A 26,203-nucleotide genomic window follows, 5' to 3' on the forward strand; every position below is an offset into this window, starting at 1 on the left:
GCGTGAGATATCCGCGCGCAGGTCCCATCCAATACGGTAATTGCCAAATAAAAGAAGGGTTATGGAAGCAAATCGATAACGCGTTACGCTAGTGAGGGCCTATCCGACACCCGATAAGCCACGCCATCGGGCACGCCACCATGGTCACACCATAATCGTCACGTCATCATATTCGGGAGAGCGTATTGCGCATGGCGACCGCCGATTCGACGCCATTTTCGACCTTCGAGATCCCGCCGACACGCCGCCACGTCGAGACCATCGATTTCATGCTGTCGCGCCCTGCCCTGGCGCTGCTGCCGGAGTCGCTGCGCCCGGCGGCGCGGGGATTTCTCGCCTATCTAGCCACGCTCCCCGGCAGCGCACCGCACGTCTGCCCCGTCTGTGACAGCCGCGCGATCCACCTGGCCATGCCCGCCGGTACCCGCGGCATGCGCCGCGACAGCTACCTCTGCCGCGACTGCCGCAAGCGCTTCACCGTCTTGACCGGCACGCCGCTGCGGCTGCTGCGCTCGGAGGAGAAGTGGAAGCCCTGGATGAGCTACCGCTTTCAGGGCTTCTCCCAGGAGCTGATCGCCAACTTCCTGGGCATCAGCAACAAGGCCTCGATGACCTGGAGCCGCGCCTTTCTCAAGGCCATGGCCGACTATGACACCGAGCTCCACGCCTGGTGGCAGGCGCATCAATCCACCGAGATCTCCGAGCTGACCGAAGAGGCGGCGCGGGCACTGGCCGAATGCCAGGCGATGCTGGCCGGGCTACGCGCCACCAGCGACCGGCGCTGCCCCCACTGCGGCTCGGCCTCGGTTCAGGTGATCACCAGCCGCCGCGCCACCGAGTACCAGTGCCACGGCTGCCAGCGGCGCTACAGCAATCTCACCGAGACGCCGCTCTCCCATCTCCAGCACATCGAGCTATGGCCGGACTATGTGCGCCATCTCGTACTCGGCTATCACGACACCGAGCTGGAGCAGATCTTCGACCTGAGCAAGCCGCTGACCAACCTCTGGCGCCAGCGCTTTCTGCAGCTACTCCAGGCGCGCTGGCCGCTGCTGGCCCACTGGACGCTGTGGCAGTGGTCGCGGCGCCGCGCCAACCCCGGCAACGTGCCGCTGGCCTGAACTGCGAGCATGTGCTGCCAGCCCGCAGCGCCAGCACCATAGCCCCGCTGGCGGGGCGCCCGGGGATCGACCATGCTGGGGATTCAACCCCGGCAAGGAGGCCTGCATGAAACCGCAAACGCTATGGACACTCGTGGGCACCACGATGGCGATCGCCTCGGGCGTGGCCGCCCGGGAGGCGCTGAAGCACACCGCCAAGCGCAGCGCGTTCGAGCCACCGGTCAACCCCGATGACCCCGATGTGCGCTGGCGCGAGGCACTGCTGTGGGGCGCGGCCTCCGGTGCCGCCGTGGGCCTGGCGCGTATTCTGGGCTGGAAGATGGCCTCCAGCGGCATGCGCCGGGCCCGCCGTTCGCGGCATGGCCAGCGGCTGCTGTCACGCCTGGAGCGTTGACCCCGCTAGCCGGGAAAACCGCCAGCCGCCGGGGGCGCCTCAAAACGTGTAGCTCAGCGTCGAGGTCACGTTGAGCGGTTCGCCATAGACGCCGTACGTATCGAAGTAGGCGTAGTACTTGCGGTCGAACAGGTTGTGCACATTGACCTGCAGCGCCAGATTCGACGTGAACTGGTAGCGCCCGAAGAGGTCGGCAAGAGTGTAGCTGGGCTGCTCGAAGTCGCGGGTCACGCCCTTGGGGCCGACCTGGCTGGCGTAGGTGCGGCTCTGCCAGCGCCAGCCGCCGCCCAGGGTGAGCTGGCGCCACTGCGGTACCCGGTAGCTGGCGAAAAGATTCGCCTGGGTGCGCGGCCGATCGCTGTTGAACGCGCCTTGCGCCGAGGTCGCCGTGTAATGGGTGAAGCCGGCTGTCAGCTCCAGATCGTCGGTGACCGCACCGCTGATCTCCATCTCGAAACCTTCACTGACCACGTCACTCACCGGGGTCGCCGTGGTGACCAGCGAGCCGGGGGTCAACACGATATCCGCCACGTTGTCCTGTTCGAGCCGGAACACGGCGAACGAGGCGTTGAGCAGGCCATCGAACCAGGCCGCCTTGAGCCCGGTCTCGTAGTTCTTGCCCACCAGCGGGTCGAGATAGCCGTTGCCATCGGCCAAGCGGTAGCTCTGCGGCTGGAAGATCTCGGTGTAGCTGACATAGGCCGACCAGGTGTCATCGATCGCATAGATCAGCCCACCGTAGGGCGTGATATCGCTCTCGTGCTGCGCATGGTTGCCCAGCGTGCTCGACCAGGTCCGCCCGTGCCAGTCGGTGTAGCGTGCACCGAGAATCAGTGTCAGCGGGTCGGCCAGGGAGAAGCGAGCCACGCCGTAGAGCGCCTTCTGGCGGCTGCTGGCGCGCTCCGAGGGCGAGAAGTCGGGCCACGCCTGTGCCGGCGTGGCGCCGTTCCAGGCATCGAAGTCGTCGACCGCAAAGCCGTTGGTGAAGGCGTTCTCGTAGTCATTGGACTGGTCGTGATAGCTGCCCCCGAGCACCAGCTGGTGATGGCGGCCGAACAGCGAGAACGGCCCCTCGACATAGCTATCCACGCCGTCGACCCGGCGCTCACCGGTGTTCCACCCGGTGTAGTAGTAGACGCCCTGCCCCGTCTCCCGGTCCGGAAAGCCGTAGGGATAGGCGAGCCGCGAGTCCAGCGTGCTCTCTTCGTGGGTCGCCACGCCGTGCAGCGTCCAGCCCCCACCGAAGCGATGCTCGAGCTGGGCAAAGGTCTTCTTCGACTCCCACTCGTTGTAGGACCAGTCCGGCGCCACGCTGAACCCGCGGGTATAGTCCGTCTCGCTGCCGTCGCTGTACCACAGCGGCAGGCCACCCCAGGTCGGCGACGAGGTGCGGCCGCGCTGCGTGTCGTAACCCAGCGATAGCGTGGTGTCGTCGGTGACGTCGGCATCGATCACCAGATAACCGTAGCGCTTGCGCTCGCCGAAACGCTCGAGATAGCTATCACCCTCTTCATAGCCGCCGACGAACCGCGCCCGTACGTCACCCGAGCGGGTCAGCGGCGTGGTGACATCGACCACACTGCGCGAGCGATCCCAACTGCCGTAGCTAGCGCTGAGCGAACCGGTGACTTCACGACTGTCGGCATGCTTGCGCACGAAGTTGATCGAGGCGCCGGGGTTGCCCGCCCCGGTCAGCAGGCCGTTGGCACCGCGGACCACCTCGATCCGGTCATAGATCGCGGTGTTCAGCGCGCCATCGCCGAAATACCAGCGGCTATCGGTGTTGAGCGTGGGGATGCCGTCGTACTGGTAGCTGTTGATGCGAAAACCACGGGAATAGAAGTCGACGCGGCTGCTGTCGATCTGGTTCACCGAGACGCCCGTGGTGTGACTCAGGACATCCTCGACATCCCACAGCCCCTGATCCCGCATACGCTGCTGGGTGATGATGCTAACCGCCTGCGGCACCTCACGCAGTGTGGCGTCGAAGCGCGTGCCGGCGGTGGTGGTGCGACGGGTATAGCCGACATCGTCATAGAGGCTCGGGGCGGAGACGGTCAGCGTCTGCAGCGCGGTCGTCTCCTCGCTGTGGGCCATGGTGGGCGAGAGCGGCAGCAGCGCGGCGGCCCCCAGCAGCAGCGGCAGCCGCGGACCGAGCGGCGTGCGCGCAGCACACGCCGACGGCGGCGCCCGATGGAGAACGGGGGTTGGCATGGTAGATCCCTTGGGTGGCATCGCAGTGCGACGCTCGTTGTCATGGCATCGCCGATGCCCAGCGAGCAAGCGCAGGCCCGGCGATTGCCCAGGATCTTATGCAAACAATTCTCATTTATCAACGCGTGTGATAATCATCTGCAATTATGCACAGCGCGACTTCATCACCGCCTACCTTGGCGTCGAGCCGCGATCGCTCCGCGCCCTATAGCGCCCCATCGGCAATGGCGCGGGCCAGCGTGGGTGACAGCGGCAGGCGCGGCAGCAGCGTGGCCTGATAGGCGTGATAGAGATCGGGCTTGCCCGACCACACCTCGTTCGAGGGGCGGTTGTGACGGTCGAGCTCCTGCCACCAGCTGCCTCGCTCACGGTCGACCAGGTAGCTGTCGATATAATCCCAGAAGCGCCGGTACCAGGTTTCGTACTCGGCATCGCCGGTGCGCTTGAGCAGCGCCGCGGCCGTTGATGCTGCCTCCGCCAGGGTCCAGTGCATGCGCTCGTGCACCACCGGCTGGTCGTTCCAGTCGTGGGTGTAGATCAGCCCCGGTTCACCATCGACGTGCCAGGCCAGCTCGGTGGCGCGCCGGAACAGCCCCTGGGCATCCTCCAGCAGCCAGCCGGGGACGCTCTCGCCATGACGCTGCAAGCCACCCTCCAGATGCAGCATCAGCCGCGCCCACTCGAAGGCGTGGCCTGGGGTGGCGCCGTAGGGGCGAAACGGGTCCTTGGGGGTATCGCGGTTGTAGTCGCGCCACTCCTGCCACTCGCTATCGAAGTGCTCGACCACGCGGTAGTCGTTGGGACGCGCATGGGCATGGATGATCTTGTCGACGATGGAGAGCGCGCGCCGGTGCCACTTGGGCGCGTCGAGCACGTCGCCGAGCTGCAGGAAGGCCTCGGTGGCGTGCATGTTGCTGTTGCCGCCGCGATACGCCTCGCTGTCGCGCCAGTCGCGCGAGAACCCTTCGCGCAGGCGGCCTTCGTCTTCGGACCAGAAGCGTGTCTCGATGACCTCGACGATCTCGTCGAGCAGCGCCTTGGCCGCCGGATCGCCGGCCTGCCAGGCGCTGGCAGCGGCCAGGGCGACGAAGGCGTGGATGTACGCCTGCTTGGTCTGGCTCTCGCCTTCCCGCGGTAACGCACCGTACCAGCCGCCATGCTCGGCATCCCTGAGCGGGCCGCACAGGGCCGCCACGCCGTGGGCCACCAGCGGCGCCGCTCCGGGCTCGCCGCGCATCGTCGCCAGGGCGAAGCAGTGGGTCATGCGCGCAGTGATCATGGTGTCCGGGTGGGCATCCTCGGGCAGACGTCCATCGTCGTCCAGGGCAGCAAAACCACACTGGGGATGGCGCGAGGCACGATAGAACGCCAGCAGACGCCGCCCCTCCGTCTCCAGCCAGGCCCAGTGCGAGAGGCGGTTCAACCAGCTATCGCGCCGCGGCGGCAGATCCGACGAAGCGGCGGGCCGATAATTGCCCGTCAGGGGTATCCCGTTGCAATGACTATCAGACATGGATAACGGGCCTCCTCATGCCCGGGTGTCACGTTCACGCCTTGGCGCCCAGTGTCGGAGCCGTGCCCCGCTGCATCGATAATCCAGCGGGGCTAACTCATTGTCGATAACCCAGCGCCCATAACCCCCTGTGGGTAAGTCAGTGTCGAACACCCAACGCTGCAATTCTCAACCGTTGACCACGACGCCGCCATTGGGGTGAAGGGTCTGGCCGCTGATGAAAGAGGCATCCAGCGAGGCCAGAAAGACATAGCAGGGCCCCAGTTCCCAGGGCTGGGCGGCACGCCCCATCGGGGTCTCGCTGCCAAAATCCTCGAGCATCTGCGGATCGTGCGCCCCCAGCGTCGCCGGCTGCAGCGGCGTCCACACCGGCCCCGGCGCCACCGCGTTGACACGCAACCCACGCCCGACCACCTGATTGGAGAGCGCGCGGGTAAAGCTGATGATCGCACCCTTGGTCGCGCTGTAGTCGACCAGAAAATCGGGGCCGATATAGGCGTTGACCGAGGCGGTGTTGATGATCGCATCGTCCTCGCCCAGATGCGGCAGCGCCGCCTTGGTGAGATAGAACATGCCATGCATGTTGGTGGCAAAGGTCTCCTCCCACTGGGTGTCGCTCAGCTCGGCGAGGTCGTTGCTCACCTGCTGGGTGCCGGCGTTGTTGACCAGGATATTGAGCCCGCCGAAGTGATCGATCACCTTGTCGAGCGACGCCCGACAGAAGGCCGCATCGCGCATGTCGCCAGCGATCAGCAGACAGCGGCGGCCCTCGGCCTCGACCAGGCGCTGGGTCTCGCGGGCATCGTCGTCTTCGCTGAGATACATCACCGCCACGTCGGCGCCCTCACGCGCGAAGTGGATCGCCACCGAACGACCGATGCCGCTGTCGGCACCGGTGATCAGCGCCACCTTGCCTTCGAGCTTGCCGCTGCCGCGATAGCCGTCACGGATGAAGACAGCCGGCGGCTGCATCAGGCTCTCCTTGCCGGGCAGTGTCTGCTGCTGGGCATGGATGTGGGTCTTCTTGACCATGATGTTACTCCCTGTAAGTGACCGTTTGACGAAAACACGACTTCACGCCGAGATGAATCGAATCAGCACGCCGAACGTGACAATAAAAGGCTTATTCGACATGACGTCGAGAGCTGCTTTCACACCTAGTTCAGGGTGCCCGTCCTGGCAAGCGCCGGCTCGTACAGACCGGTCTGGAAGCGACGATAAACGGCTGACCCGACATGGCATCGAGAGCGACTGTCACACCGGGTTCAGGGGCACGTCCTGGCAAGAGAGGGCCTGAACGGAACGGTCTGGAAGGGTTGACCTGAAAGACGGGCCTGGCCGGACGGGTCGCCCAAGCCACCGACGCCGTGGCCGTGGCCGTGGTGCCAGCCACTTTCTTCAGGCTCACCAGCGCGCAGTGCGATCTATCCACGTAGCGAGAGCGGAGCGATGGCGGTGGTCATGGCCCATGGCAAAAGCGTCACTGATGGGGCACATGTTGCACTTGGTCTTTGAGAGCACCAAACCTCAATCCATCAGCGTCGCCTTCGGGCGCCGCTTTTTGTCTCAAATGGCTCATCGGCCTGACATCGCAGGGCGGCATTCATTAGAAATTCGTCGCAAAAGTGATGCAAACACTTATTTGACTGTGGGTTACCATGAGTATCGAATAGATTGCATATCAAAAACAAAAATGATGACTAGCGAATGCTCGATATCAAATATTACGTCTTGATCGACGCGGTCGAGCGACATGGATCTCTCCAGGCGGCGGCGGCCGCTATCGGTCTGACCCAGCCGGCGGCGACCCATCGCATCCGCGAGATGGAGCGAAGGCTGGCAGTTTCACTGTTCGAAAAGCGCGGCCGGCGTCTGTTTCTGACGCCGGCGGGATGGCGTTTGCTCGAGGCGGGCCGCGAGGTCATTCCCATTCTGATGGCAGCCGAGAGCGAGGCGTCTTTACTGGCACGTGGCGACCAGAAAGCGCTCAAATGGGGCGTCGACGCCTACGACATCGTGGATCGTATTCTGAGCAAGAGCATGGAGTACGACGTTCACCCGATCGAACTCCATCGGTTTTCTCCTCACACGATCCTCAGCGCGTTGTTCGATCAGCAGATCGACCTGGTACTGACGACCAATCCGCCTGTGCAGAAAGGCATCGAGACACTTCCACTGTTCGAGGACGAGCTCAAGGCGGTAGTGCCTGCAACGCACCCATTGGCCAGGCGAAAGTCCGTCAGCGCCGAGGAGATTGCAAGCGAGCCCTACCTGACCTTCAGCGCGGCTAGAGAGCCTGGCTACGAGTTCGATCTTTTTTTTCATCCGAGCCGCCAGGTGCCAGAGTCGATTCAGATCATTGAATCCGTCCGCTCGATTCTGGATGTCATCGCCACCACTCAGCGGGGCGTAACCATCCTTTCTTCCTGGATCATCGAGGCGGCTCAGATGCAGAAAACGCTCAAGACCATTCCTCTGCAGGACGTCAAGATTCCGGTGACCTGGCATCTCGCTTACCTAGACAAGGAGAGCATCAAAGAGCGGCTTCCGGCGCTGAAGGCAGTGTTTAAAAGCCTCATGAGAAGCCCTGACATTCAATCAAAACGGAGTCCGTGAATGAGCAAAACCTCACTACGAAAAGCCACGTTTTATCCCTCGCTGACGCTATTGGGAGGAATGACAATCCTCGCCCTAGAGAACAGCGAATTTCTCCTCAAGATCACCAGCGCCATACACGAATTCCTGATGAATGAGTTCAGCTGGCTCTATGCGCTATCCGCTTTTGCCCTGGTGCTCGTCGCGGCGGGCACTCTGTTCTCTCCGATCGCGAGACTACGTATCGGTGGCGAGAGCGCAAAGCCTATATTGACCCGTTGGCAGTGGTGCTCCATCACGCTGTGCAGCTCGGTAGCCATAGGGCTACTTTTTTTTGCCGCCGCGGAGCCGATCTTTTTCATGTCGGCCCCACCCTTGACGCTCGGCGCCAAGGCGTTCTCGACCGAAAGCGGAGTAAACGGTATCGCTTCGCTCTACATGCACTGGTCCTTTACCACCTACGCTATCTACACCGTGCCCGCTTTGATGTTCGCGATCGCCCACTACAACCTGGGCATGAAATTCAGCATTTCATCGGCCATGACCGCGGCCCTCCCCATCAGGATGGGCCCCGTAACGCGTCAGATCATAGATGCGCTGGCACTGATCGCGCTGGTTGCCGGCATGGTCGCCTCCCTGGGTACCGGCGCCATGATGCTGGGCGGCGGTATCAATCGCTTGTTCGGAGTAGAGGTCACCGACTCGCTGATCGGTGCGCTGTGCATGATCGTCATGCTGGCCTCGGCGCTCTCCGCAGCGACGGGCCTGCTCAAGGGCATTCGCATTCTCTCCAGCTGGAACGCTCGCGCGCTGGTCTTCATGGCGGCGCTGGTACTGATTTTCGGCCCGACCTCTTTTATCGCCAACGGCGGTATCGATGCGCTGGGGCGCTATCTTTCCGGATTCGTCAAGAACAGTCTCAATACCGGCACGATCAACGGAAACGGCTGGCCACGCGCCTGGACGCTATTTTTCTGGGCAAACTGGTTCGCCTGGGCCCCCGTCACCAGCATGTTCCTGGGCAAGATCTCGCGCGGCTACACGGTGCGCGAATTTCTGCTTTTCAACTTCCTCCTGCCGGCTTCATTCGTCCTGGTATGGTGTGCCACCTTCGGCGGCCTTGCGGTGTTCACCGAGCTCAATAGTGCCCATATCCTCAGCCAGGCCTTGAAGAATAGCGGCCCGGGCGACGTCATCTGGGTTCTCCTGGAACAGCTCCCGGCGGCCCTGCTCTTTGTGGCGTTGTTTCTGTGTCTTTCGCTGGTCTCCTACATAACCGCTGCCGACTCAACCATCGACGCCATTTCTGGCATGTGCTGCAACAGCAGCACCAGCAGCGAGATCAACTCATCGCCCTACTACATCAAGCTGATCTGGGGTGCCATCATCTCCATCATCACCCTGGTGCTGACCGTCAACGGTGGCCTGGAAGCGCTCAAGATGATCTCGACCATCGGTGGCTTCATTGGACTCTTGATCGTCATGTGCGCCGCCGCTTCTCTAGTCAGAATCATCTGCTGGCCAACCCTGCTGCCCGAGTTAAAAGGCGGCGCAATCCTGCCCCCCTTGAAGACACCGAGCGTCAGGCACAACGACATATAATTTTTACATCGCCCGGACGTGCTGAATCTTCATTATTCATTTATCGAGATCTCAGTAGCATGAAGTTATCAGCCAAGGAGATATCATCATGGGTTTACAGCAGAAAAGACAGGATATGGCCACCCTCGAAGACATCGTCAACCTGGAGTGCTATCCGCTCAACGCCCCTGATTCCGAAAAATATCGCGAGTGTGTCGAGCGGATTAGCCGTCAGCTGGACGAGGATGGTTGCGCCCATTTCGCGCGCTTCATCCGCAGTGACCTGATCGAACGCCTGCGCGAAGAGAGCGAAGAGGTCGCGCCCAAGGCGCACTATCACAGTAATAAGGTCACACCCTACGCAACCGCCGATGACGACGCCTACCCGGAAGATCATCCCATGCGTCGCTTCCAGGCATTCAGCAACGGCTTCGTGGCCAAGGATCTCATCGACGAAGACAAACTCGTTCAGCGTCTCTATCGCAATCCGATCTTTCAGCAGTTCATCGCCGACTGTCTCCAGGAGGAGCGCATCTACGAATACGCCGATCCGATCGCTGGACTGGTCATCAACGTGATGCCGGAAAACACCACCTTGCCGTGGCACTTCGACACCAACGAATTCATCGTCAGCCTGATGACACGGCGGCCCGAGTCCGGCGGCGACTTCCAGTATGCGCCCAATATACGCACCCCGGGTCATGAGAACTTCGAAGAGGTTCAGCGCATACTCGATGGCGACCATGGAAAGGTAAAGTCGCTCACGCTCAACACCGGTGACCTTCAGTTGTTCAAAGGCCGCTACTCCATGCACCGTGTCGCCCCCACTCAAGGTCAGCGCCTTTGCGCGCTGCTGGGCTACGCCAAGGAGCCGGGCATGATCGGTCGCGTCAAGCGCACCCAGGATGTCTACGGGCGCGTCACCCAGGCGCACATCGATGCCGAAAATGCGCAGCGCGAAGACTCACTGGCTGGTTGATATCATGACAACACTTTACTCGACTACGTCGCAGCCCCATCCGGCGCTCAACTACAGCACGGTCGATTTCAAGGACACTCCGATCGACCGGGCACTGGAGCATCGCGTGGCGCTCTATCGCCTTGGCCGCCTGCGCCAGCAGGTCAAGGAGCACGATTTGAATGCGGTGGTGCTCTTCGATCCCATCAACATCCGCTACGCCTGCGGCGTGCGCAACATGCAGGTCTATTCCCAACGCAACCCGGCTCGCTACCTGGTCGTCCCGGCCGAGGGGCCGGTGGTGCTGTTCGAGTACCGTGCCTGTGGTCACCTCGCCAAGGATATGCCCACGATCGACGAGATTCGCGGCGCATCACCGATCATGCCGCTGCACAGCGGCCCGCACTCGCCCCGTCACGTCAGCCACTTCGTCGCCGATATCGAGGACGTGATGAGCCGTTCGACCTCGGGCGGCAAGCGCATCGGTATCGAGAGCGCGCCAACGGAAGTCGTGAGCGCCATGATCGAGCACGGCTACACGCTCGTAGACGCCTCGCGGCCGGTGGAGATCGCCAAGTCCATCAAGAGCTTCGATGAACTCACCTTGATAGCCAAGTCGGTCGAGCTGACCGAGCAGGCCATGACCTTGATGGAGCGCGCCATCGAGCCCGGACTGACCGAAAACGCCCTGTGGTCGATTTTCCAGCAGAAGGTCATCGAAACCGGTGGCGAGTACATGGAGACCCGGCTTCTGAACTCCGGCGATCGCACCAATCCGTGGTTTCAGGAAACGTCGGACAAGAAGCTCGCCGCCGGCGAACTGATCGCCTTCGACACCGACACGGTCGGCGTCTACGGCTACTACACCGACTTCTCGCGGACCTTCTTCGTCGGCGGCGAAGGCGCAAGGCCCAGCGCCAAGCAGAAGGAGCTCTATTCACTGTCGCGCGACGAGATCGAGACCAACATCGCTTTGATGCGCCCGGGCATGTCGTTTCGAGAATACTCGGAAAAGGCGTGGAAGATTCCGGAAGGCTACCAGGAGCACCGCTATCTGGCCGTGGTCCACGGCTGCGGCATGACCGGCGAGTGGCCGATCATCTCGCACAGCATGGACTGGGACGAGGTCGGTTATGACGGTGTCATCCAGCCGGGCATGACACTGTGCATCGAATCCTTCTGCGGCCACCGCGACGGCGGCGAAGGGGTCAAGCTCGAGGAGCAGGTGCTGGTGACCGAAACCGGCATACGCCGCATGTCCACCTACGGCTACTCGGACATCCTGACGCTGGACTGACATACGTTTCCCGCCGAGAGCGCGATGGCCTGGTGTCTGCTGGCGCTGGGCACGTTCGGGGTGGGCTTCGTGATCCCCTCGCTCGGCGGCACTCCTCTGGGCATCCACGCCGAGCGGGTTGACCGCCGCCCGGCGCTGACGCTCACCATCATGCTGATCGCGAGTGCGATGCTGTCAATCGGGTCTCGCCGTCGGGATACCGACGAACGGCCGGGCTCACCCCCCGGCGATCCCGAAGGCCCAGCCCACCAGCGCCGTGGCGAGCATCGCCAGCACGCCCCAGAAGGTGACACGCACCACCGCCACCCGCGCCCGGGAGCCGCCGATACGCGCCGAGACCAGCCCCAGCAGCGCCAGGGCCAGCAGCGACCCCAGCGCCACCACCAGGGGTATCGCCAGCGCCGCGCGGGATAGCGCCCCTAACAGGGTAAAGGCCAGCGGCAGGGCCGCACCGGAGAAGAAGGAGAGTGCCGAGGTCCAGGCTGCCTGCAGCGGCTGCGCCGAGTTGACGCTGCTGAAACCCAGCTCGTCACGCGCGTGGGCGGCCAGCGCATCGTGCTGCATCAGCGTCTCGGCGACTTCATGGGCGAGCGGTGGCGACAGCCCACGGGTTTCGTAGATCTCCGCCAGCTCGCGCACCTCGAGTTCATAGTTGGCCTTGAGCTCGCGCCGCTCCCGCGCCAGATCGGCGTGCTCGGTATCCTTCTGCGAACTCACCGAGACGTACTCGCCGGCCGCCATCGACATCGCCCCGGCCACTGCCCCGGCGACACCGGCGGTCAAGACGCCGCCCAGGCCGGCACCGGCCGCCGCCATGCCGATCACCAGACTGGCGGTCGAAACGATACCGTCGTTGGCCCCCAGCACCGCGGCACGCAGCCAGCCCACGCGGTCGGAATAGTGGCGCTCCTTGGGAATGTTCATCGCAGGCTCCTGTAGGGTCCGTTCCCATCTCATCGCGATGAGTTTGGCGTTGTTACCTTAAGACAAACCTAAGCCTGCCGCCTGTAGTCTGACCCCGTCGAACGCTCCCGGGGGGCCGCGGCCGAAACCCGCCCCGGGAAGTGTGTCTCGACCTCGACGCCGACTCGTTCATCACCAGGACTGCCCGCCGTGAACTCGACATCTCCCCAGCGATACTCCGCCAAGGCCCGCCACTTCCACTGGAGCGTGGCATCCTTCGTCGTGCTGGCCTATGCGCTGATTCTCTCGACGGACCTCTTCCCACGCAGCAGCGGCATCCCCGAAGTGCTGCTGCAGAGCCACTTCTGGGCCGGTATCGGCGTGCTGCTGCTGGCGATACCGCGTCTGCTGGAGCGCCTGCGGCGCACGCCGCCGCCGGTCACCCCGGCGCTGCACCCGCAACTCGAGCGACTCTCGCGGGTCACCCACTGGGCGCTCTACGCCTTCCTGTTCGCGCAGCCGCTGCTCGGCATCTTCACCGTGTGGCTGAGCGACGGCGCCATTCCCGTGCCCGGCACGTCGCTGGCGCTGCCGTCGCCCTTCCCGGTCAGCCCCGCGCTGGGGCATGACGTGGAGTCCATACACACCACCCTGGGCACGATCTTCTACTACGTCATCGGGCTGCACCTGGCCGCGGTGTGCTGGCATCAGTTCGTGCGCAAGGACAATCTGCTCAAGCGCATGCTCTGACCCTCAGCCAAGCCATTAATCGACAGCGCCCGGGACTCTCGCGAGCCCCGGGCGCTGTCAGTGGAGAGACCGCTGGGGTCACTACCCCAGGAAGGCGTTGGCGATCAGCAGCGCTACCAGGCTAGTGGCCCAGCCCAGCGTGGTCGGCACCGACAGCACCAGCAGCTGGTGCTTGGCGGTCTTGACCCCGAGCAGACGGTTGACCACCCAGAAGTAGCTGTCGTTGAAGTAGCTGAAGAAGAGCCCGCCCAGACACGCCGCCTGCGCCGCCAGCACCATGTTGACGTCGGGCATGGCGGAGAGAATCGGCGCCGAGATCGAGGCCCCGGTGATCATCGAGACGGTGCCGCTGCCCTGTACGAAGCGCACCAGGGTGGCGATCAGAAACGGAATCAGCACCGCCGGCAGCGCCAGCCCGGCAATGCTCTCGCCGATGTAGTCGCCGGCGCCGCTGGCCCGCAGCACCGCACCCAGCGCGCCCCCGGCACCGGTCACCAGCAGGATGATACCGGCGCTCTCGACACCCTTCTCCAGGTGCGCCAGCACCTGATCCTTGGGCATCTTCGGCACCAGGCCGTAAACCGCCACCAGCACCCCGATGCCCACCGCGATGACCGGATGGCCGATGAACTGCACCCCCTGGACGAAGACACCCGGCGCACCGCTACCGCCGACCAGAGCGGTCACCAGGGTGTTCAGGAAGATCAGCGCGATCGGCAACGCAATCGGCAGCACCGCCTTGGCCAGGGTCGGCAGTTCGGACTCCGCCAGCGGCGTGGCGACCGGGTCCGTCTCATCACGCTTGAGTGAGCCGGGCACGTCGCGCTCGATCATCGCTTCGATGCGTGGGCCCATGATGCGTGCATAGAGCACCATCACGATCAGCGCCGGCGCGGTGAACACGATGCCCCAGGCGATCATCAGCCCGATATCGACACCGAAGATACCGGCCACCCCGAGCGGGCCCGGGGTCGGCGGCACTGCACTGTGGGTCACCGCCAGCCCCGAGGCGAGCGCGATGCCCAGGGTGAGCACCGAGCGCCCGCTGTTGCGCGCCAGCGCCCGCACCAGCGGGTTGAGGATCACGTAGGCGGAGTCGCAGAAGATCGGAATCGAGACGATATAGCCGGTGATCGCCATGGCCCAATCCTCGCGCTCCTTGCCGAGCAGCCTGAGGATCGCGTAGGCCATGCGTTGCCCCGCCCCGGAGACTTCGAGAATCCGCCCCATCATCACCCCGAAACCGATCACCAGACCGATGGTGGAGAGCGTCTTGCCGAAACCGGTGGTGATCGCATCGATCACCGCATTGGGCGACATGCCGCCGATCAGACCGGCGATCGAAGCGGCGATCACCAGCGCCAGCAGCGCGTGCACACGGGTTTTGATGACCAGCGCGATCATCACGAAGATGGCGATGCCCAGGCCGATGATGACCTGAGGCCCCGCGGCAGCAGCGTCTGTCATGAGTGGACTCCTTGATTGGATTTATCGTTGAGTTCGTCTTCCCGGTAGGCGCGGATGATGGCGTCGAAGTCGGCATCGGCACGCAGGCCCAGGGCCAGCGATTGCGTGACTTCCAGCCCGCCGGGCCAGCTGGCGACGATGGCATCGATGCGATCATCGGGTACGAAGCGCACCCGTTCGCGCGCGGCCGCGCCGGCGCTGCGTTCGAGCGCCGCCAGCATCTCGTTCACGCTGACCGTGATGCCGGGCAGATTGAGGGTGCGCCAGGCGCCGAGCCGGGCAGCCGGCAGCGCCAGCGTCTGGGCCAGGTTCTCGACCACGGTGCGGGGTGATGAGAGCCACAGCGGCAGCTCGCCGGACACCGGGCAGGTGGTCTCGACCCCGGCCAGCGGCTCGCGGATGATCGCGCTGGCGAACGACGACGCCGCCTGATTGGGCTTGCCGGGGCGCACCACGATGGTGGGCAGACGGCACACCCGGCCGTCGACGAAGCCACGTCGGCTGTAGTCGTTGACCAGCAGCTCGCCGATCGCCTTCTGCGCGCCGTAGGAGGAGCGCGGCTGCGGGCCGACCGCCTCGGCCACCGGCTGTGCCAGCCCCGGCCCGAACACCGCCAGCGAACTGGCGAACAGGAAACGCAGCGGCTGCGGGCGGTTGCGGCAAGCGTCGAGCAGCGTCCGCGTCGCCTCCAGATTGACCCGCATGCCGAGCTCGAAATCCGCCTCGGCCTGGGCGCTCACCACCGCGGCCAGATGGCACACGGCGCCGGTATCCGCAGCAAACGCCGAGGCCACCAGCGCCGGATCGGCGACATCCCCGATCAGCGACTCCACCCGCGCATCGGCCAGCGGGCACGCCGCCAGATCGATCGAGGTCACGCGGGTGACCGGCTGTCCGTCGATGGCGATCTCTCCCGACAGCAGCCGGCTGATCAGTCTGGCGCCGAGAAAACCGGCGCCCCCTGTGACGATGACATGCATGCTAACTCTCCTGGTTGAGCGCCCCCGTCCGGCACCTGGCACTGCGGGGTCTGAATCCGGACGACTGCCTGACCAAAGGCGAATGGCGCTGGCGTTTGAGATTTAGCATCTTGTCTGACAAATTATGCGTGGCAGCAATATCGCCATTGGTCGGATAGGGTCTACAGAGGCGCCACGACGGGGTTTCCCGGCGGCACACTACGACCAACGGATAAGGAGAATCCCTTGAGTGGAGACACCTCGACGCCCTCGCGCGGCCCGCAGCTCTCGGAGCAGGTGGCCGCACGTCTGAGCGATGCCATTCAGAGCGGCGAGTGGGCCCGCGGCGAGCGCCTGCCCACCGAGGCCGCCCTGGGCCAGCGCTTCGGCATCAGCCGTTCGGTGGTGCGCGAAGCGATCTCGATGCTGCGCAACGCCGGCCTGGTCACCTCGCGTCGCGGCAGCGGCAGCTTCGTCGCCGACGCGCCGACCGTATCTTTGCGTCTGGCCCTGCCCGACTCGGATCTGAGCTCGGTGATCGAGGTGCTCGAGCTGCGCCGGCCGCTGGAGGTGGAAGCGGCACGGCTCGCCGCCAGCCGCCGCACACCCTCGCAGCTACGGCGCATCCGCAACGCCATGGTGGATATCGACGAAGCGGTGGAGGCGGGCCTCTCCGGGGTGGAGCAGGATCTGGCCTTCCACCGCGCCATCGCCGAAGCCGCGCACAACGCCCACTTCACCGCGGTGCTCGACTTCTACAACCGCTTTCTGCACCACGCGATCCATGTCACGCGGACCAACGAGTCGCTGCGCGAGACCTTCATGCAGCAGGTGGTCGCCGAGCACCAGACCATCGTCGACGCGATCGCCGCCGGCGACCCGGAAGCCGCGGCGCAGGCCGCCGCACGCCATCTGGAACACGCCGAGGTGCGTCTGCGCCAGGCACCCGAAGATCTGATCGCGCGTGTGCGGGCCCAGCGCCCGAACGCACCGGACTAACACAGGAGAGAAGGCATGACACAGACACACAGCGGCGCCGGCACCGTCATCGGACCCAGGGTCGGCCTGATCGGGCTCGGCTCGATGGGCATGGGCATGGCCACCTCACTGGTCAAGGCCGGTTTCGAGACCTGGGGCTGCGATCTGCGCCCGGAGGCCCGCGAGCAGTTCGCCGCCGCCGGCGGCCACGCCGTCGCCACGCCGGCCGAGATGGCCACCGAGGTCGAAATCGTGCTCACCGTCGTGGTCAATGCCGAGCAGACCCGCGCGGCACTGTTCGGCGACGCCGGGCTGGTGCAGGCCAGCGGCGGCCTGGCGCCGGGCAGCGTGGTGATCTCGTGTGCGACCTGCGCCCCGGAAGCGGTGCGCGAACTCGGTGCGGAGCTCGCCGCCCACGATGTCCAGCTGCTCGACGCGCCGATCTCCGGCGGCTCGGTGAAGGCCGCCCAGGGCCAACTGACGATGATGACCTCCGGCCCCGCGCCGCTCTACGAGCGCACCGGCACGGTGCTCGATGCGCTCGCGGCCAAGGTCTTCCGGCTCGGCGACCAACTCGGCCAGGGCTCCCAGGTGAAGCTGGTCAATCAGTTGCTGGCGGGCGTGCATATCGCCGCCGCCGCCGAGGCGATGGCCTACGGCATTCGCGGTGGCTGCGACCCGCAGACCCTCTACGAGGTGATCACCCAGAGTGCCGGCAACTCCTGGATGTTCGAGAACCGGGTGCCGCACATCCTCGCCGGCGACTACACCCCGCACTCGGCAGTGGATATCTTCGTCAAGGATCTGGGGATCGTTCACGATACCGCCCATCGCGACAAGTTCCCGCTGCCGCTGACCGCCCAGGCGCTGAGCCAGTTCACCCTCGCCTCGGCCCAGGGCCTGGGGCGCGAGGACGACTCGGCGGTGGTCAAGGTCTACCCGGGCATCACCCTGCCCGGCAGCGCCGCCAACGACCCCGGCTGAATGGAATACCCCTCGTCGAAAAGCGGTAGTCGAAAAGAGACCGTCGAAAAAAGTAGCCGAAAAGAGAGCCACGCCATGCCACGCTTTGCCGCCAACCTGAGCATGATGTTCAACGAGGTGCCGTTTCTCGAGCGCTTCGCCCGCGCCGCCGAGTGCGGCTTTGCCGGGGTCGAGTTCCTGTTCCCCTATGTCTGCGAACCGGCGGCCATCGCCGCCGAGCTGCAGCGCCACGGGCTGACCCAGGTGCTGTTCAATCTACCGCCGGGGGAGTGGGAAGCGGGAGAGCGCGGGCTGGCCGCGCTGCCGGGGCGCGAGGCGGACTTCCGCGCCAGCATCGACACCGCGCTGCGCTACGCCGAGGCGCTCGGCTGCACGCAGCTGCATGCCATGGCCGGGCTGGTGGCGGAGGGCGTATCACACCAGGCGATGCGCGAAGTCTATCTAGAGAATTTGCGCTTCGCCGCGCGCAAGCTGGCCGAACAGGGGCGCACGCTGCTGATCGAACCGATCAACACCCGCGACATGCCAGGCTACTTTCTCAACCACCAGGCCGAGGCCCACGCCCTGCTCGCCGAACTCGGCGAACCCAACGTCAAGGTGCAGATGGACTTCTATCACACCCAGATCATGGACGGAGACATCTGGAAGACCTACCAGCGCTACCGCGACGGGGTCGGCCACATTCAGATCGCCGGGGTGCCGGAGCGCCACGAGCCGGACACCGGCGAGGTCAACTACCCCTGGCTGTTCGGCCAGCTGGATGCGGCGGGCTACGCCGGCTGGCTGGGGTGCGAGTATCGGCCGCGGGGGGAGACAGCGGCGGGTCTGGGCTGGCTGGCAGCGTGGCGCTGATTCAGTTGGCGTCAGCGTCCCCGCGCAGGCGGATGCCGTCGGTCTCGATCACGATGCGGCGCTGCTTGTAGAGCCTGCCGATGGCCTGCTTGAAGGCGTTCTTGCTGACGCCGAGGCGGGCCTTGATCGTCTCCGCCGGGCTCTTGTCGCCGAGCGCCAGGAACCCATCGTGGCGGGCCAGTTCGGCGAGGATCTTCTCGCCCACCACGTCGAGCCGCGCCGAGCCCGGCGGCAACAGCGAGAGATCGAGCCGGCCATCCTCGCGCACCCGCTTCACATAGCCCTGGACACTATCGCCCCGGCGCAGCGGGCGGCTCATGTCATCGTGGTAGAGCAGGCCCCAGAAGCGGTGATTGACCACCGCCTTGGCGCCCAGGTCGGTGAGATCGGCGATGATCAGCTGCACCGCATCGCCCGCCGCCAGCCCCTCGGCCTCATCCTGCAGAAAGCGGTCGAGCTTCATGCTCGCCACCGGCCGCATGCGATCGTCGACATAGATCATCACCAGCACGCGCTTGCCTTCGTCGGGACGAAAGCGCTGCTCGCCGAACGGCAGCAGCAGCTCCTTGGGCCGGCCCCAGTTCAGGAAGGCACCGATATCCGTGACCCGCGACACGCGGAGATAGGCGACCTCGCCCACGTTGGCGTGGGGCTCGGCGCTCGGGCCAGCAGCAGGGGGGCGTGAAGACATGGGCAGATTCCTGAAGGGTGCATGGGCGGGCGATCGCGGCCCATCCTAGCGTGCCGACGCACCGGTGCAAGGCCGGGGCATGGCGAGATACAACTTTCGTATCAATCGCATCGATAATCGAATTCGTCAGACTTGATTAGCAGACTAACGTAACCCTCTCCATACTGTCGTCAACGGTCGGGGGCAAGGAGACGCCCCCCGAAAACGGCCAGGAGCCGCTTTCGACGTCGCCCAGCGACGACCCGAAAGGGTGACCGCCACGGATGGCGGATCACACAACGATATGATTGGAGGTAACACCATGAAAGCACGTATTCTCGCAGCCGTCGCACTTGCCGTTGCACTGCCGACCGCCGCTCAGGCCAACAGCTTCATCAACGAGCACATCTTCGAGCAGCAGAGCGAGCAGCTCAACACGCAGCAGACCGCTCAATACCAGGCACTGCCGACCGCCTACAGCGTCGATACCGTCAGCGGTGGCCACAGCGCCGCAGCCGATCAATCGCTGCACAACGTCGCCGAAAAGACCCAGCTCTCGACCCAGATCCCGGCCGGCGGCAGCAGCCTGATCGCCCAGGGCCACAGCGCCGCAGCCGCTCAAGGCCTGGCCAACGCCAATCAGACTGGCCAGGACAACGGCAGCGTGAGCTTCTCCACGCTGTAATCGATACGCCAGACGGCTTATCATCGCCAAAACCGCCGGCCCAGTGCCGGCGGTTTTGCGTTCATGGTGCGATGAATCCCTGAGCACATGGCGAATTTACCGCCAGCAAAGCGTGCCTAAGGCTGATCGCCATGCGTCCGTTTGCGATACGGCAAACCTGTTTGCATTTCATGGCTCCCATCGAATGCAAGAGTCCCGCAGCCACTGTCGTCAACCAAGCTCTCTTGGCGCTGACATCCGCGGCAGAATCCCGGATCGCGGTGCCCACCATTGGGGCACTCGCCAGAGATCCCTCGAGTGTGATCCAGGCAAGGTCATACTCTCTTGTCCAGACTTTTTACGAAAATCAACTCCGCTCACTGATTTTTCTTATAAACCCTATGGTTTTGACTACTCTTCTGCCAAATCGCGCCAGGGATTCATGGCCTCGGGTTCGTTATCTGTCATCGTAAAGGGCCCGATATCGCTCTTCGGTAAACACCGGCTCGATGGCACGATACAACGACTCTTAAAAAACACCTGCACTCATTAGGTATTTGTATTTTAACTGCCCCCGGCAGGTCGCTATGATGAGCGCTCATGGTCTGAATACTGCCTGGCTTCGGCTGGGCTTTTTTGTGCCCCTTTCTCCTGCCCTCTCTCTGCCGCATTTGCCCCGCTCTCCTTCGGCTCCAGCGCTCGGTGGGGTAACGCGACAGGCTTGGCATTCGCCAGCAGCCACACGGCGCTGAACGCCCCTTCGCTGGCCATGGCCATGCGCTGCGCGTGGTGCGTCTCACCGGTGTACTCCGTGCGCGGCAGGCAGTCGCGGCGCAGCCATTTGCACACCGCCGAGGGAGAGACCCTGCAAATTCGCGCGCAGCGTGACACCCCGCCCACCCGCTCCACCGCAAATCGAATGGCACTCATGGCACCCTCGCTGAGCGTGTACTTTGGGTACACACATATCAGGCACTGAAAGTACATTCAAGCAGTGAGACTATTGAACCTATGGTTCACACTGGTCATCGAGACGATTTCAGCGCTCGTCTGCTCGAAGCACTCCGTCACGCAGGAAAGGACGGCCATGGGATGGGCGCTCGCCTAGCCCGAGCCGTGCGCGTCACGCCCAAGGCGGCAAGCAAATGGATCCACGGTGAAGCGCGCCCCAGCCATGACAAGAAGATCGCGCTGGCGCGCTGGCTGGGAGTACGCGAAGCCTGGCTGGACTACGGCCAGGGCCGCATGCTGCGCGATGACGCAGAGGCCGAAGCGAACTATGCGCGCCCCCCGCGAGAGGCCCTGGAGGTCGCGGAGCCATCGCCGGCCCGGCCGTTAGCGAACGCCGAGCACACGCTGTCGCTCATCGAAGAGGCCGTGCTCGCCGGCGAACTGGAAGAGTCTGACCTACTGCTGCTGGAGCAACTGGTACAGCGCTTGCGGCGGACCAGTCATCACCCGGCGGGCCAGCATGACGACGCCGACGCCTGAGCCACGCCACTTTGTGGGTCTATCCCTCTCGTAACCCTTCTTCGACAGCTCCGCTTTCCGACAACGCGGCTTTCTAGCAGCACGGCTTTCAAGCAGAGCGGCTTTGGCGACAACGCCGATAAAAGAGATTGAACTTACAGTCCTTTTATTATGTACTACAAGTACATTATTGGTAATTATCTACGACCCGCCACCGCGCAGTCTGGCTCGGATGTTGATCACGAGGACGCCATGAACCGTTTTCGCTACAAAGACACGCTGGTGCTCGATGATGACTGGCTGCGGTTCGAAGTACCGATGCCGCCGCAGCGCTTTCGCTATACCGGCCGGCAGATCGCCACGATCTACGATAGCCATATCTGTCAGGCCGGCATTCCCGATATCGATACCGTCTACTGCGCGCACATTCAGCACGCCCCGAACATCGATAGCTATCAGCCGGCGCTCTACGTGCCGAGCCAGCACCACGCCATCGTCGTCATCGACCACCGCTTCGCGCTGGCGCGTCACGCCAAGGCGTGGATCGCAGATCGCGTGCGTGAGCTCATCATCGCCCGCCGCCAACCCTGGCCCGGCAGTCACCGTTCCCCCCTGCTCTCGAACCCCGCCTAGGCCCCGGCTCTCGCTTCCTGGCGACACTGGCATCGAGCGATCATCGATGATGTAGTGGCTGGCCAACAGGGAGGAACCCATGAAGACGATCGGTGTACTCGGTGGCATGAGCTGGGAATCGACCCAGAGCTACTATCGCCTGCTCAATGAAGGCGTGCGTCAGCGCCTGGGCGGGCACCACTCGGCCAGGATCGCGCTGGTGAGCGTCGACTTTGCCGAGATCGAAGCCCTACAGCGCAGTGGCCAATGGGACGAGGCCGGCCAACAGCTCGCGAAGGCGGCAGGCCAGGTGGAAGCCGCCGGTGCCGAGTGCCTGCTGCTGGCCACCAACACCATGCACAAGGTCGCCCCGGCCATCGACTCGGCGCTGGGCATTCCGCTGCTGCATATTGCCGATGCCACCGGCGAACGCCTGGCGGCAGACGGCATCGACCAGGTAGGGCTGCTGGGCACACGCTTCACCATGGAGCAGCCCTTCTATCGTGAACGCCTCACCGAGCGCTACGGCATTCACTGCCTGATCCCCGAAGAGGACGAGCGCGAGGCGGTCCACCGCATCATCTTCGAGGAGCTGGTACAAGGCGTCGTGAGCGACGACTCCCGCGAGCACTATCGCGACATCGTCGCCAACCTGCACGCCCGCGGCGCCCGCGCGATCATCCTAGGCTGTACCGAAATCGCCCTGCTGCTGAGCCCGCAGGACAGCGCACTGCCGCTCTACGACACCACCGCACTGCATGTGGAGATGGGGCTCGCCTTCGCGCTCGACGCCCGCTGAAAGACGACCGTTGAGAACGCCCGCCTGCCAAGGCAGGCGGTCAGGGGCCATGGGCCCGCGAGAGCGACTCGATGATCTGGCAATCGGCGATCTTGTCGCCGTGACAGCAACGCTCGAGCCGGTCGAGTTCCTGCTCCAGCTGGCGAAGGTGCTTCAATCTCTCCCTAACCCGCGCCAGCTGTACATGAATGATCTCATCGACCCGATCGCACGGGGCCTCCTCGTCGTCGGCGAGCCCCAGCAGCGCTTTGACATCCTCCAGACTCAGCCCCAACTGACGAGCGTGCTTGATGAAGATCAAGCGATCCCGCTCGCGCGCCGTATACAGGCGATAACCGCCCGCCGTCCGGGTGGCCGGCGACATCAGCCTCGCCCGCTCGTAATAGCGGATGGTCACCGCCTTGGTCTCTGTCGACTTGGCGAGCTGACCGATCGTGAGTCGCGACTCCATGACGCTTGACCCTATAGCCACTAGAACCTTCATGCTATCAGCCGGTCATTCGAGGAGGTATCGGCATGGACTCCTGCTGCGAAAGCAAGGCTGGCGAGCTGGCACGGTTACGAGGCGCACAGGCCAGGGTGCTGTACGGGGTACTCGGCATCAACGGCGCGATGTTCGTGATCGAGTTCGTGGCGGGTTGGCTGGTCGGCTCGACCGCCCTGCTGGCGGATTCACTCGACATGTTCGGGGATGCCACCGTCTACGTGCTGACCCTTTACGCGCTCAACCGCAGCGAGAAGACGCGAGCCGGCGCGGCGCTGATCAAGAGCCTGTTCATGTTTGTCTTTGGCCTGGCGGTCATCGCCGAGGCCATCCACAAGAGCATCACCGGTAGCGTGCCCGACGCCGGCGCCATGGGTGCCATCGGGGCGCTGGCACTGGCGGCCAACACGGCCTGCTTCCTCATGCTGCTGCGCTACCGTTCGGCGGATCTCAATATGCGCTCGACCTGGCTCTGCTCGCGCAACGATCTCATCGCCAATAGCAGCGTGGTGCTGGCAGCGGTCGCGGTCAGTGTCACCGGCACGCTCTGGCCCGATGTGATCGTGGGGCTGGCCATCGCCGCGCTGTTTCTACACTCGGCCTGGCGGATCGGACACGAGGCGCTAGCCGCGTGGCGGGAGGCTGGGGCAGCCCGCGAAGAGACACCTCGGCCTGCCGGCAACGCCGAAGCCAGTAGCTGCTGCGGCGCGAAATCCTGTTGCGGTGATTGAGACGACTGGCGTCACGGCAGGAACAAGCCGCCCCCACAAACGAAAACCGCCACCCGGCGTGAGCACGGGTGGCGGTCTTCGTAACAATATGGCGCGCCCTAAAGGATTCGAACCTTTGACCTTTGCCTCCGGAGGGCAACGCTCTATCCAGCTGAGCTAAGGGCGCGTAGTGCAGGTTGTCACAAGCGGTGGTTCAACAAGCGCTTGGCCGTTCTGCGAACGGTGATTCGCCCGTTTGCGGCGCGGCCATCCTACCTGCTCGCCTGCAGGGTGTCCAGCCTCGGGCTGGCGCTGTCGTCATGATGGGCTAAGCTCAGCGGGCCCAAGGCTACGCAAATCTAAAATATTGTTACAATAGAAAACACTAATTGAACTTAGCCGCGTTTTCTGCCGATATAGCTACTGGACACGCAAGCAAAGAATGAAGAAGAGCGCCGTCAAACCGGTGCCACCATCCGCCCAGCCAGGCGTGCAGGCAGCGGAACCACTATCCAAGGACACCCAAGCCATGTCATTCCTCAAGCGCAGCGTCAAACTCAGGCTCGGCACGAGTCTAGGCCTGTGTACCGCCATGCTGATCGCCACCGGCCTGATCGGGCTCTACGGCGCCAGCCAGGAGCGTGATCACGTCGAACGGACTTACACCAACAACCTGCTGCCCATCACCACACTGGCCCAGGTCCGTGCGGGTCTTCTGCTCAACCGGGGGCTGATCGGCGAAGCGCTGACCTCGGGCCAGGACGCCGATCTGACCGAGATCAGACAGGAGATCGACGAGAACCGCCAGAGCATCAAGGAAAACTGGGCCCGCTATGACAAGAACAGCGTCAAGGATGGTGCCGAAGCGGCAGCCGCCAAGGCGTTCCCCGAACGCCTCGCCACCCTGGAGTCTCAACTCAATGGCATCATGAGCGACCTCAACGCCGGCAACCTCGCCAGCGCCACGGCGGCCATGAACGGCCCCGTGAAGCAGAGCTATGATGACACGCTGGAGAGTCTGCAGCAGGCAATCCAGGCCAATATCTCCCAGGCCGACACCGGCTTCGCCTCGGCTGAGAAGAGCTTCAGCGACCTGCGCATGCTGATCATCGGCAGCATCGTGCTGGCCACGCTGCTGGCCGGCTTGCTCACGCTGTGGCTGGTGCGCGGTGTCATGACCCCGCTGGGCAAGGCGCGGGAACTGGCCACGGCACTCGCCGAAGGGCGTCTGGATACCCATATCAATGTTACCTGCCAGGATGAGTTCGGCGACATGCTGCGCGATCTCACCTCGATGCAGGAACGTCTGACCCAGGTCGTCACCGCCGTACGCCATAACGCTGAATCCGTGCAGCAGGCGGCCGACGAGATTGCCCAGGGCACCGACGACCTCAACCGCCGTACCCAGGAGCAGGCCGCGAGTCTCGAGCAGACTGCCGCATCGATGGATGAGATCACCGCTACCGTGCGCCACAACGCCGACAACTCCTCCCAGGCCGATACGCTGGTCGACGAAGTCAGCCTGCGCGCCCAGCAGGGCGGCGTGGTGGCCAAGCAGGCGATGCAGGCCATGGCGGAGATCAACGATTCGAGCCAGCGCATCTCCAGTATCGTCGGACTGATCGACAACATCGCCTTCCAGACCAACCTGCTGGCGCTCAACGCCTCGGTGGAAGCGGCACGTGCCGGCGAGCAGGGTCGTGGCTTCGCGGTCGTCGCCGGCGAAGTTCGCACCCTGGCCGGGCGCAGTGCCGATGCCGCCAAGGAGATCAAGGAGCTGGTGAAGGAGAGCGTAGAGAAGGTCGGCTCGGGCACACGCCTGGTGGACGACGCCGGCAACGCGCTCAACGAGATCGTCGAGGGGGTCAAGCGGGTCAACGACCTGATGGGCGAGATCGCCGTGGCCAGCCGCGAGCAGTCCCAGGGTATCGATCAGGTCAACCAGGCGGTATCGCAGATGGACACCGCGACACAGCAGAACGCCGGGCTGGTCGATCAATCGAGCACCTCCAGCCGTCAGCTGCTGGCACATGCCCGGTCGCTGTCCGAAGAGATGGCTTTCTTCAAGGTGAAAGAAGACCACGCCGCGTCGGCCAAGCGCCGCCCGCAGCCGTCGGTGAACGCGCCCCAGGCTCGGCTGGCGAACGCCAAGCCCAGCCAACCCAAGGCTACCGCCAAGCAGCAGGAAGAGGAGTGGACGACCTTCTGAGGCCGCCAGACCGCCGGCT

Annotated in this window: 25 protein-coding genes and 1 tRNA gene; 16 read left to right on the plus strand and 10 right to left on the minus strand. The window is 64.1% G+C overall.

Annotated elements, in window-relative coordinates; genetic code table 11:
* The first annotated feature begins 191 nt into the window (after positions 1–191).
* A complete protein-coding gene (locus tag DOM66_RS06625; RefSeq protein WP_110689628.1) occupies positions 192–1,121 on the plus strand; it encodes a transposase in 930 nt (309 codons plus the stop codon).
* Between the two features lie 106 nt (positions 1,122–1,227).
* Positions 1,228–1,515 (plus strand): DUF4235 domain-containing protein, encoded by a 288-nt coding sequence (locus DOM66_RS06630; protein ID WP_110673983.1) that lies wholly within the window; start codon positions 1,228–1,230, stop codon positions 1,513–1,515.
* Positions 1,516–1,554: 39 nt separating this feature from the next.
* Here DOM66_RS06630 and fhuE read toward each other — a convergent pair whose 3' ends face one another.
* The 3 genes from fhuE to DOM66_RS06645 all read right to left on the minus strand — a co-directional run bounded on the left by fhuE (position 1,555) and on the right by DOM66_RS06645 (position 6,274).
* Entirely contained in the window at positions 1,555–3,729 is a 2,175-nt protein-coding gene (gene fhuE, locus DOM66_RS06635; protein WP_110689629.1) for a ferric-rhodotorulic acid/ferric-coprogen receptor FhuE, read from the minus strand.
* Between the two features lie 205 nt (positions 3,730–3,934).
* Positions 3,935–5,242 carry a D-mannose isomerase gene (locus tag DOM66_RS06640; protein ID WP_110689630.1) on the minus strand — a complete coding sequence of 436 codons (1,308 nt, stop codon included), beginning with the start codon at positions 5,240–5,242 and terminating at the stop codon, positions 3,935–3,937.
* Between the two features lie 168 nt (positions 5,243–5,410).
* Complete coding sequence (locus DOM66_RS06645) at positions 5,411–6,274, minus strand: SDR family oxidoreductase (RefSeq protein ID WP_110673980.1); 864 nt, start codon at positions 6,272–6,274, stop codon at positions 5,411–5,413.
* Positions 6,275–6,949: 675 nt separating this feature from the next.
* Between DOM66_RS06645 and DOM66_RS06650 the strand changes: the two genes are divergently transcribed.
* From DOM66_RS06650 to DOM66_RS06665, 4 genes are all read left to right on the plus strand, one after another.
* Positions 6,950–7,858, plus strand: coding sequence for a LysR family transcriptional regulator (locus tag DOM66_RS06650; protein ID WP_110689631.1), 909 nt, complete (start codon positions 6,950–6,952; stop codon positions 7,856–7,858).
* Positions 7,859–9,439, plus strand: coding sequence for a BCCT family transporter (locus DOM66_RS06655; RefSeq protein WP_110689632.1), 1,581 nt, complete (start codon positions 7,859–7,861; stop codon positions 9,437–9,439).
* A gap of 88 nt (positions 9,440–9,527) precedes the next feature.
* The gene (locus DOM66_RS06660; protein WP_110689633.1) at positions 9,528–10,397 is read left to right on the plus strand and encodes a HalD/BesD family halogenase; all 870 of its coding nucleotides are present in this window, start codon (positions 9,528–9,530) and stop codon (positions 10,395–10,397) included.
* A 4-nt stretch (positions 10,398–10,401) separates the two neighbouring features.
* Complete coding sequence (locus DOM66_RS06665) at positions 10,402–11,673, plus strand: M24 family metallopeptidase (RefSeq protein ID WP_110689958.1); 1,272 nt, start codon at positions 10,402–10,404, stop codon at positions 11,671–11,673.
* 216 nt (positions 11,674–11,889) lie between these two features.
* Here DOM66_RS06665 and DOM66_RS06670 read toward each other — a convergent pair whose 3' ends face one another.
* Positions 11,890–12,597 carry a VIT1/CCC1 transporter family protein gene (locus DOM66_RS06670; protein WP_110689634.1) on the minus strand — a complete coding sequence of 236 codons (708 nt, stop codon included), beginning with the start codon at positions 12,595–12,597 and terminating at the stop codon, positions 11,890–11,892.
* A gap of 189 nt (positions 12,598–12,786) precedes the next feature.
* Between DOM66_RS06670 and DOM66_RS06675 the strand changes: the two genes are divergently transcribed.
* The gene (locus DOM66_RS06675) at positions 12,787–13,326 is read left to right on the plus strand and encodes a cytochrome b (RefSeq protein ID WP_110673975.1); all 540 of its coding nucleotides are present in this window, start codon (positions 12,787–12,789) and stop codon (positions 13,324–13,326) included.
* Positions 13,327–13,407: 81 nt separating this feature from the next.
* On the opposite strand, the gene DOM66_RS06680 is transcribed toward DOM66_RS06675, so the two are convergent.
* On the minus strand, positions 13,408–14,793 hold the full coding sequence (locus DOM66_RS06680) for a GntP family permease (protein WP_110689635.1): 1,386 nt from the start codon (positions 14,791–14,793) through the stop codon (positions 13,408–13,410).
* Complete coding sequence (gene denD, locus DOM66_RS06685) at positions 14,790–15,773, minus strand: D-erythronate dehydrogenase (RefSeq protein WP_110689636.1); 984 nt, start codon at positions 15,771–15,773, stop codon at positions 14,790–14,792. Before denD ends, DOM66_RS06680 begins: the two co-directional genes overlap by 4 nt.
* A 225-nt stretch (positions 15,774–15,998) precedes the next feature.
* Here denD and DOM66_RS06690 point away from each other — a divergent pair, with 225 nt between their 5' ends.
* The 3 genes from DOM66_RS06690 to otnI all read left to right on the plus strand — a co-directional run bounded on the left by DOM66_RS06690 (position 15,999) and on the right by otnI (position 18,566).
* Positions 15,999–16,751 carry a FadR/GntR family transcriptional regulator gene (locus DOM66_RS06690; protein WP_110673972.1) on the plus strand — a complete coding sequence of 251 codons (753 nt, stop codon included), beginning with the start codon at positions 15,999–16,001 and terminating at the stop codon, positions 16,749–16,751.
* A gap of 15 nt (positions 16,752–16,766) precedes the next feature.
* Complete coding sequence (gene ltnD, locus DOM66_RS06695; RefSeq protein WP_223161918.1) at positions 16,767–17,714, plus strand: L-threonate dehydrogenase; 948 nt, start codon at positions 16,767–16,769, stop codon at positions 17,712–17,714.
* Positions 17,715–17,789: 75 nt separating this feature from the next.
* Positions 17,790–18,566, plus strand: coding sequence for a 2-oxo-tetronate isomerase (otnI, locus tag DOM66_RS06700; protein ID WP_110689637.1), 777 nt, complete (start codon positions 17,790–17,792; stop codon positions 18,564–18,566).
* A gap of 1 nt (position 18,567) precedes the next feature.
* On the opposite strand, the gene DOM66_RS06705 is transcribed toward otnI, so the two are convergent.
* Positions 18,568–19,257: a CvfB family protein gene (locus DOM66_RS06705; protein ID WP_110689638.1), complete on the minus strand. Its 690-nt coding sequence runs from the start codon at positions 19,255–19,257 to the stop codon at positions 18,568–18,570.
* A 301-nt stretch (positions 19,258–19,558) separates the two neighbouring features.
* Here DOM66_RS06705 and DOM66_RS06710 point away from each other — a divergent pair, with 301 nt between their 5' ends.
* Entirely contained in the window at positions 19,559–19,921 is a 363-nt protein-coding gene (locus DOM66_RS06710; protein ID WP_110673969.1) for a hypothetical protein, read from the plus strand.
* 564 nt (positions 19,922–20,485) lie between these two features.
* On the opposite strand, the gene DOM66_RS19740 is transcribed toward DOM66_RS06710, so the two are convergent.
* Complete coding sequence (locus DOM66_RS19740; protein ID WP_188115151.1) at positions 20,486–20,830, minus strand: helix-turn-helix domain-containing protein; 345 nt, start codon at positions 20,828–20,830, stop codon at positions 20,486–20,488.
* Positions 20,831–20,992: 162 nt separating this feature from the next.
* Here DOM66_RS19740 and DOM66_RS06720 point away from each other — a divergent pair, with 162 nt between their 5' ends.
* The 3 genes from DOM66_RS06720 to DOM66_RS06730 all read left to right on the plus strand — a co-directional run bounded on the left by DOM66_RS06720 (position 20,993) and on the right by DOM66_RS06730 (position 22,781).
* Positions 20,993–21,391: a helix-turn-helix domain-containing protein gene (locus tag DOM66_RS06720; protein WP_157959007.1), complete on the plus strand. Its 399-nt coding sequence runs from the start codon at positions 20,993–20,995 to the stop codon at positions 21,389–21,391.
* A gap of 231 nt (positions 21,392–21,622) precedes the next feature.
* Positions 21,623–22,003, plus strand: coding sequence for a hypothetical protein (locus DOM66_RS06725; RefSeq protein ID WP_110673967.1), 381 nt, complete (start codon positions 21,623–21,625; stop codon positions 22,001–22,003).
* 79 nt (positions 22,004–22,082) lie between these two features.
* Positions 22,083–22,781 carry an aspartate/glutamate racemase family protein gene (locus tag DOM66_RS06730; RefSeq protein ID WP_110689640.1) on the plus strand — a complete coding sequence of 233 codons (699 nt, stop codon included), beginning with the start codon at positions 22,083–22,085 and terminating at the stop codon, positions 22,779–22,781.
* Positions 22,782–22,821: 40 nt separating this feature from the next.
* Here DOM66_RS06730 and DOM66_RS06735 read toward each other — a convergent pair whose 3' ends face one another.
* The gene (locus DOM66_RS06735) at positions 22,822–23,232 is read right to left on the minus strand and encodes a MerR family DNA-binding protein (protein ID WP_245392379.1); all 411 of its coding nucleotides are present in this window, start codon (positions 23,230–23,232) and stop codon (positions 22,822–22,824) included.
* Between the two features lie 65 nt (positions 23,233–23,297).
* Between DOM66_RS06735 and DOM66_RS06740 the strand changes: the two genes are divergently transcribed.
* Positions 23,298–23,996: a cation diffusion facilitator family transporter gene (locus DOM66_RS06740; RefSeq protein WP_110689642.1), complete on the plus strand. Its 699-nt coding sequence runs from the start codon at positions 23,298–23,300 to the stop codon at positions 23,994–23,996.
* 89 nt (positions 23,997–24,085) lie between these two features.
* On the opposite strand, the gene DOM66_RS06745 is transcribed toward DOM66_RS06740, so the two are convergent.
* Positions 24,086–24,162 (minus strand) — tRNA-Arg (locus DOM66_RS06745).
* A 342-nt stretch (positions 24,163–24,504) separates the two neighbouring features.
* Between DOM66_RS06745 and DOM66_RS06750 the strand changes: the two genes are divergently transcribed.
* Positions 24,505–26,184 (plus strand): methyl-accepting chemotaxis protein, encoded by a 1,680-nt coding sequence (locus DOM66_RS06750; protein WP_188115152.1) that lies wholly within the window; start codon positions 24,505–24,507, stop codon positions 26,182–26,184.
* Positions 26,185–26,203 lie beyond the last annotated feature (19 nt).

This window comes from Salinicola endophyticus, assembly GCF_003206575.1.
Taxonomy (GTDB): Bacteria; Pseudomonadota; Gammaproteobacteria; order Pseudomonadales; family Halomonadaceae; genus Salinicola; species Salinicola endophyticus.

Excerpts from the sequence above, each read along its gene's own strand:
- DOM66_RS06650 (WP_110689631.1), top strand. The coding sequence starts at position 6,950 with ATGCTCGATATCAAATATTACGTCTTGATCGACGCGGTCGAGCGACAT.
- DOM66_RS06630 (WP_110673983.1), top strand. The coding sequence starts at position 1,228 with ATGAAACCGCAAACGCTATGGACACTCGTGGGCACCACGATGGCGATC.
- DOM66_RS06725 (WP_110673967.1), top strand. The coding sequence starts at position 21,623 with ATGAACCGTTTTCGCTACAAAGACACGCTGGTGCTCGATGATGACTGG.
- DOM66_RS06720 (WP_157959007.1), top strand. The coding sequence starts at position 20,993 with ATGGGCGCTCGCCTAGCCCGAGCCGTGCGCGTCACGCCCAAGGCGGCA.
- DOM66_RS06640 (WP_110689630.1), bottom strand. The coding sequence starts at position 5,242 with ATGTCTGATAGTCATTGCAACGGGATACCCCTGACGGGCAATTATCGG.
- DOM66_RS06710 (WP_110673969.1), top strand. The coding sequence starts at position 19,559 with ATGAAAGCACGTATTCTCGCAGCCGTCGCACTTGCCGTTGCACTGCCG.
- DOM66_RS06735 (WP_245392379.1), bottom strand. The coding sequence starts at position 23,232 with ATGGAGTCGCGACTCACGATCGGTCAGCTCGCCAAGTCGACAGAGACC.
- fhuE (WP_110689629.1), bottom strand. The coding sequence starts at position 3,729 with ATGCCAACCCCCGTTCTCCATCGGGCGCCGCCGTCGGCGTGTGCTGCG.
- DOM66_RS06730 (WP_110689640.1), top strand. The coding sequence starts at position 22,083 with ATGAAGACGATCGGTGTACTCGGTGGCATGAGCTGGGAATCGACCCAG.
- DOM66_RS06655 (WP_110689632.1), top strand. The coding sequence starts at position 7,859 with ATGAGCAAAACCTCACTACGAAAAGCCACGTTTTATCCCTCGCTGACG.
- DOM66_RS06645 (WP_110673980.1), bottom strand. The coding sequence starts at position 6,274 with ATGGTCAAGAAGACCCACATCCATGCCCAGCAGCAGACACTGCCCGGC.
- DOM66_RS06740 (WP_110689642.1), top strand. The coding sequence starts at position 23,298 with ATGGACTCCTGCTGCGAAAGCAAGGCTGGCGAGCTGGCACGGTTACGA.
- denD (WP_110689636.1), bottom strand. The coding sequence starts at position 15,773 with ATGCATGTCATCGTCACAGGGGGCGCCGGTTTTCTCGGCGCCAGACTG.
- DOM66_RS19740 (WP_188115151.1), bottom strand. The coding sequence starts at position 20,830 with ATGAGTGCCATTCGATTTGCGGTGGAGCGGGTGGGCGGGGTGTCACGC.
- DOM66_RS06665 (WP_110689958.1), top strand. The coding sequence starts at position 10,402 with ATGACAACACTTTACTCGACTACGTCGCAGCCCCATCCGGCGCTCAAC.
- DOM66_RS06625 (WP_110689628.1), top strand. The coding sequence starts at position 192 with ATGGCGACCGCCGATTCGACGCCATTTTCGACCTTCGAGATCCCGCCG.
- DOM66_RS06660 (WP_110689633.1), top strand. The coding sequence starts at position 9,528 with ATGGGTTTACAGCAGAAAAGACAGGATATGGCCACCCTCGAAGACATC.
- ltnD (WP_223161918.1), top strand. The coding sequence starts at position 16,767 with ATGACACAGACACACAGCGGCGCCGGCACCGTCATCGGACCCAGGGTC.
- otnI (WP_110689637.1), top strand. The coding sequence starts at position 17,790 with ATGCCACGCTTTGCCGCCAACCTGAGCATGATGTTCAACGAGGTGCCG.
- DOM66_RS06680 (WP_110689635.1), bottom strand. The coding sequence starts at position 14,793 with ATGACAGACGCTGCTGCCGCGGGGCCTCAGGTCATCATCGGCCTGGGC.
- DOM66_RS06750 (WP_188115152.1), top strand. The coding sequence starts at position 24,505 with ATGTCATTCCTCAAGCGCAGCGTCAAACTCAGGCTCGGCACGAGTCTA.
- DOM66_RS06670 (WP_110689634.1), bottom strand. The coding sequence starts at position 12,597 with ATGAACATTCCCAAGGAGCGCCACTATTCCGACCGCGTGGGCTGGCTG.
- DOM66_RS06705 (WP_110689638.1), bottom strand. The coding sequence starts at position 19,257 with ATGTCTTCACGCCCCCCTGCTGCTGGCCCGAGCGCCGAGCCCCACGCC.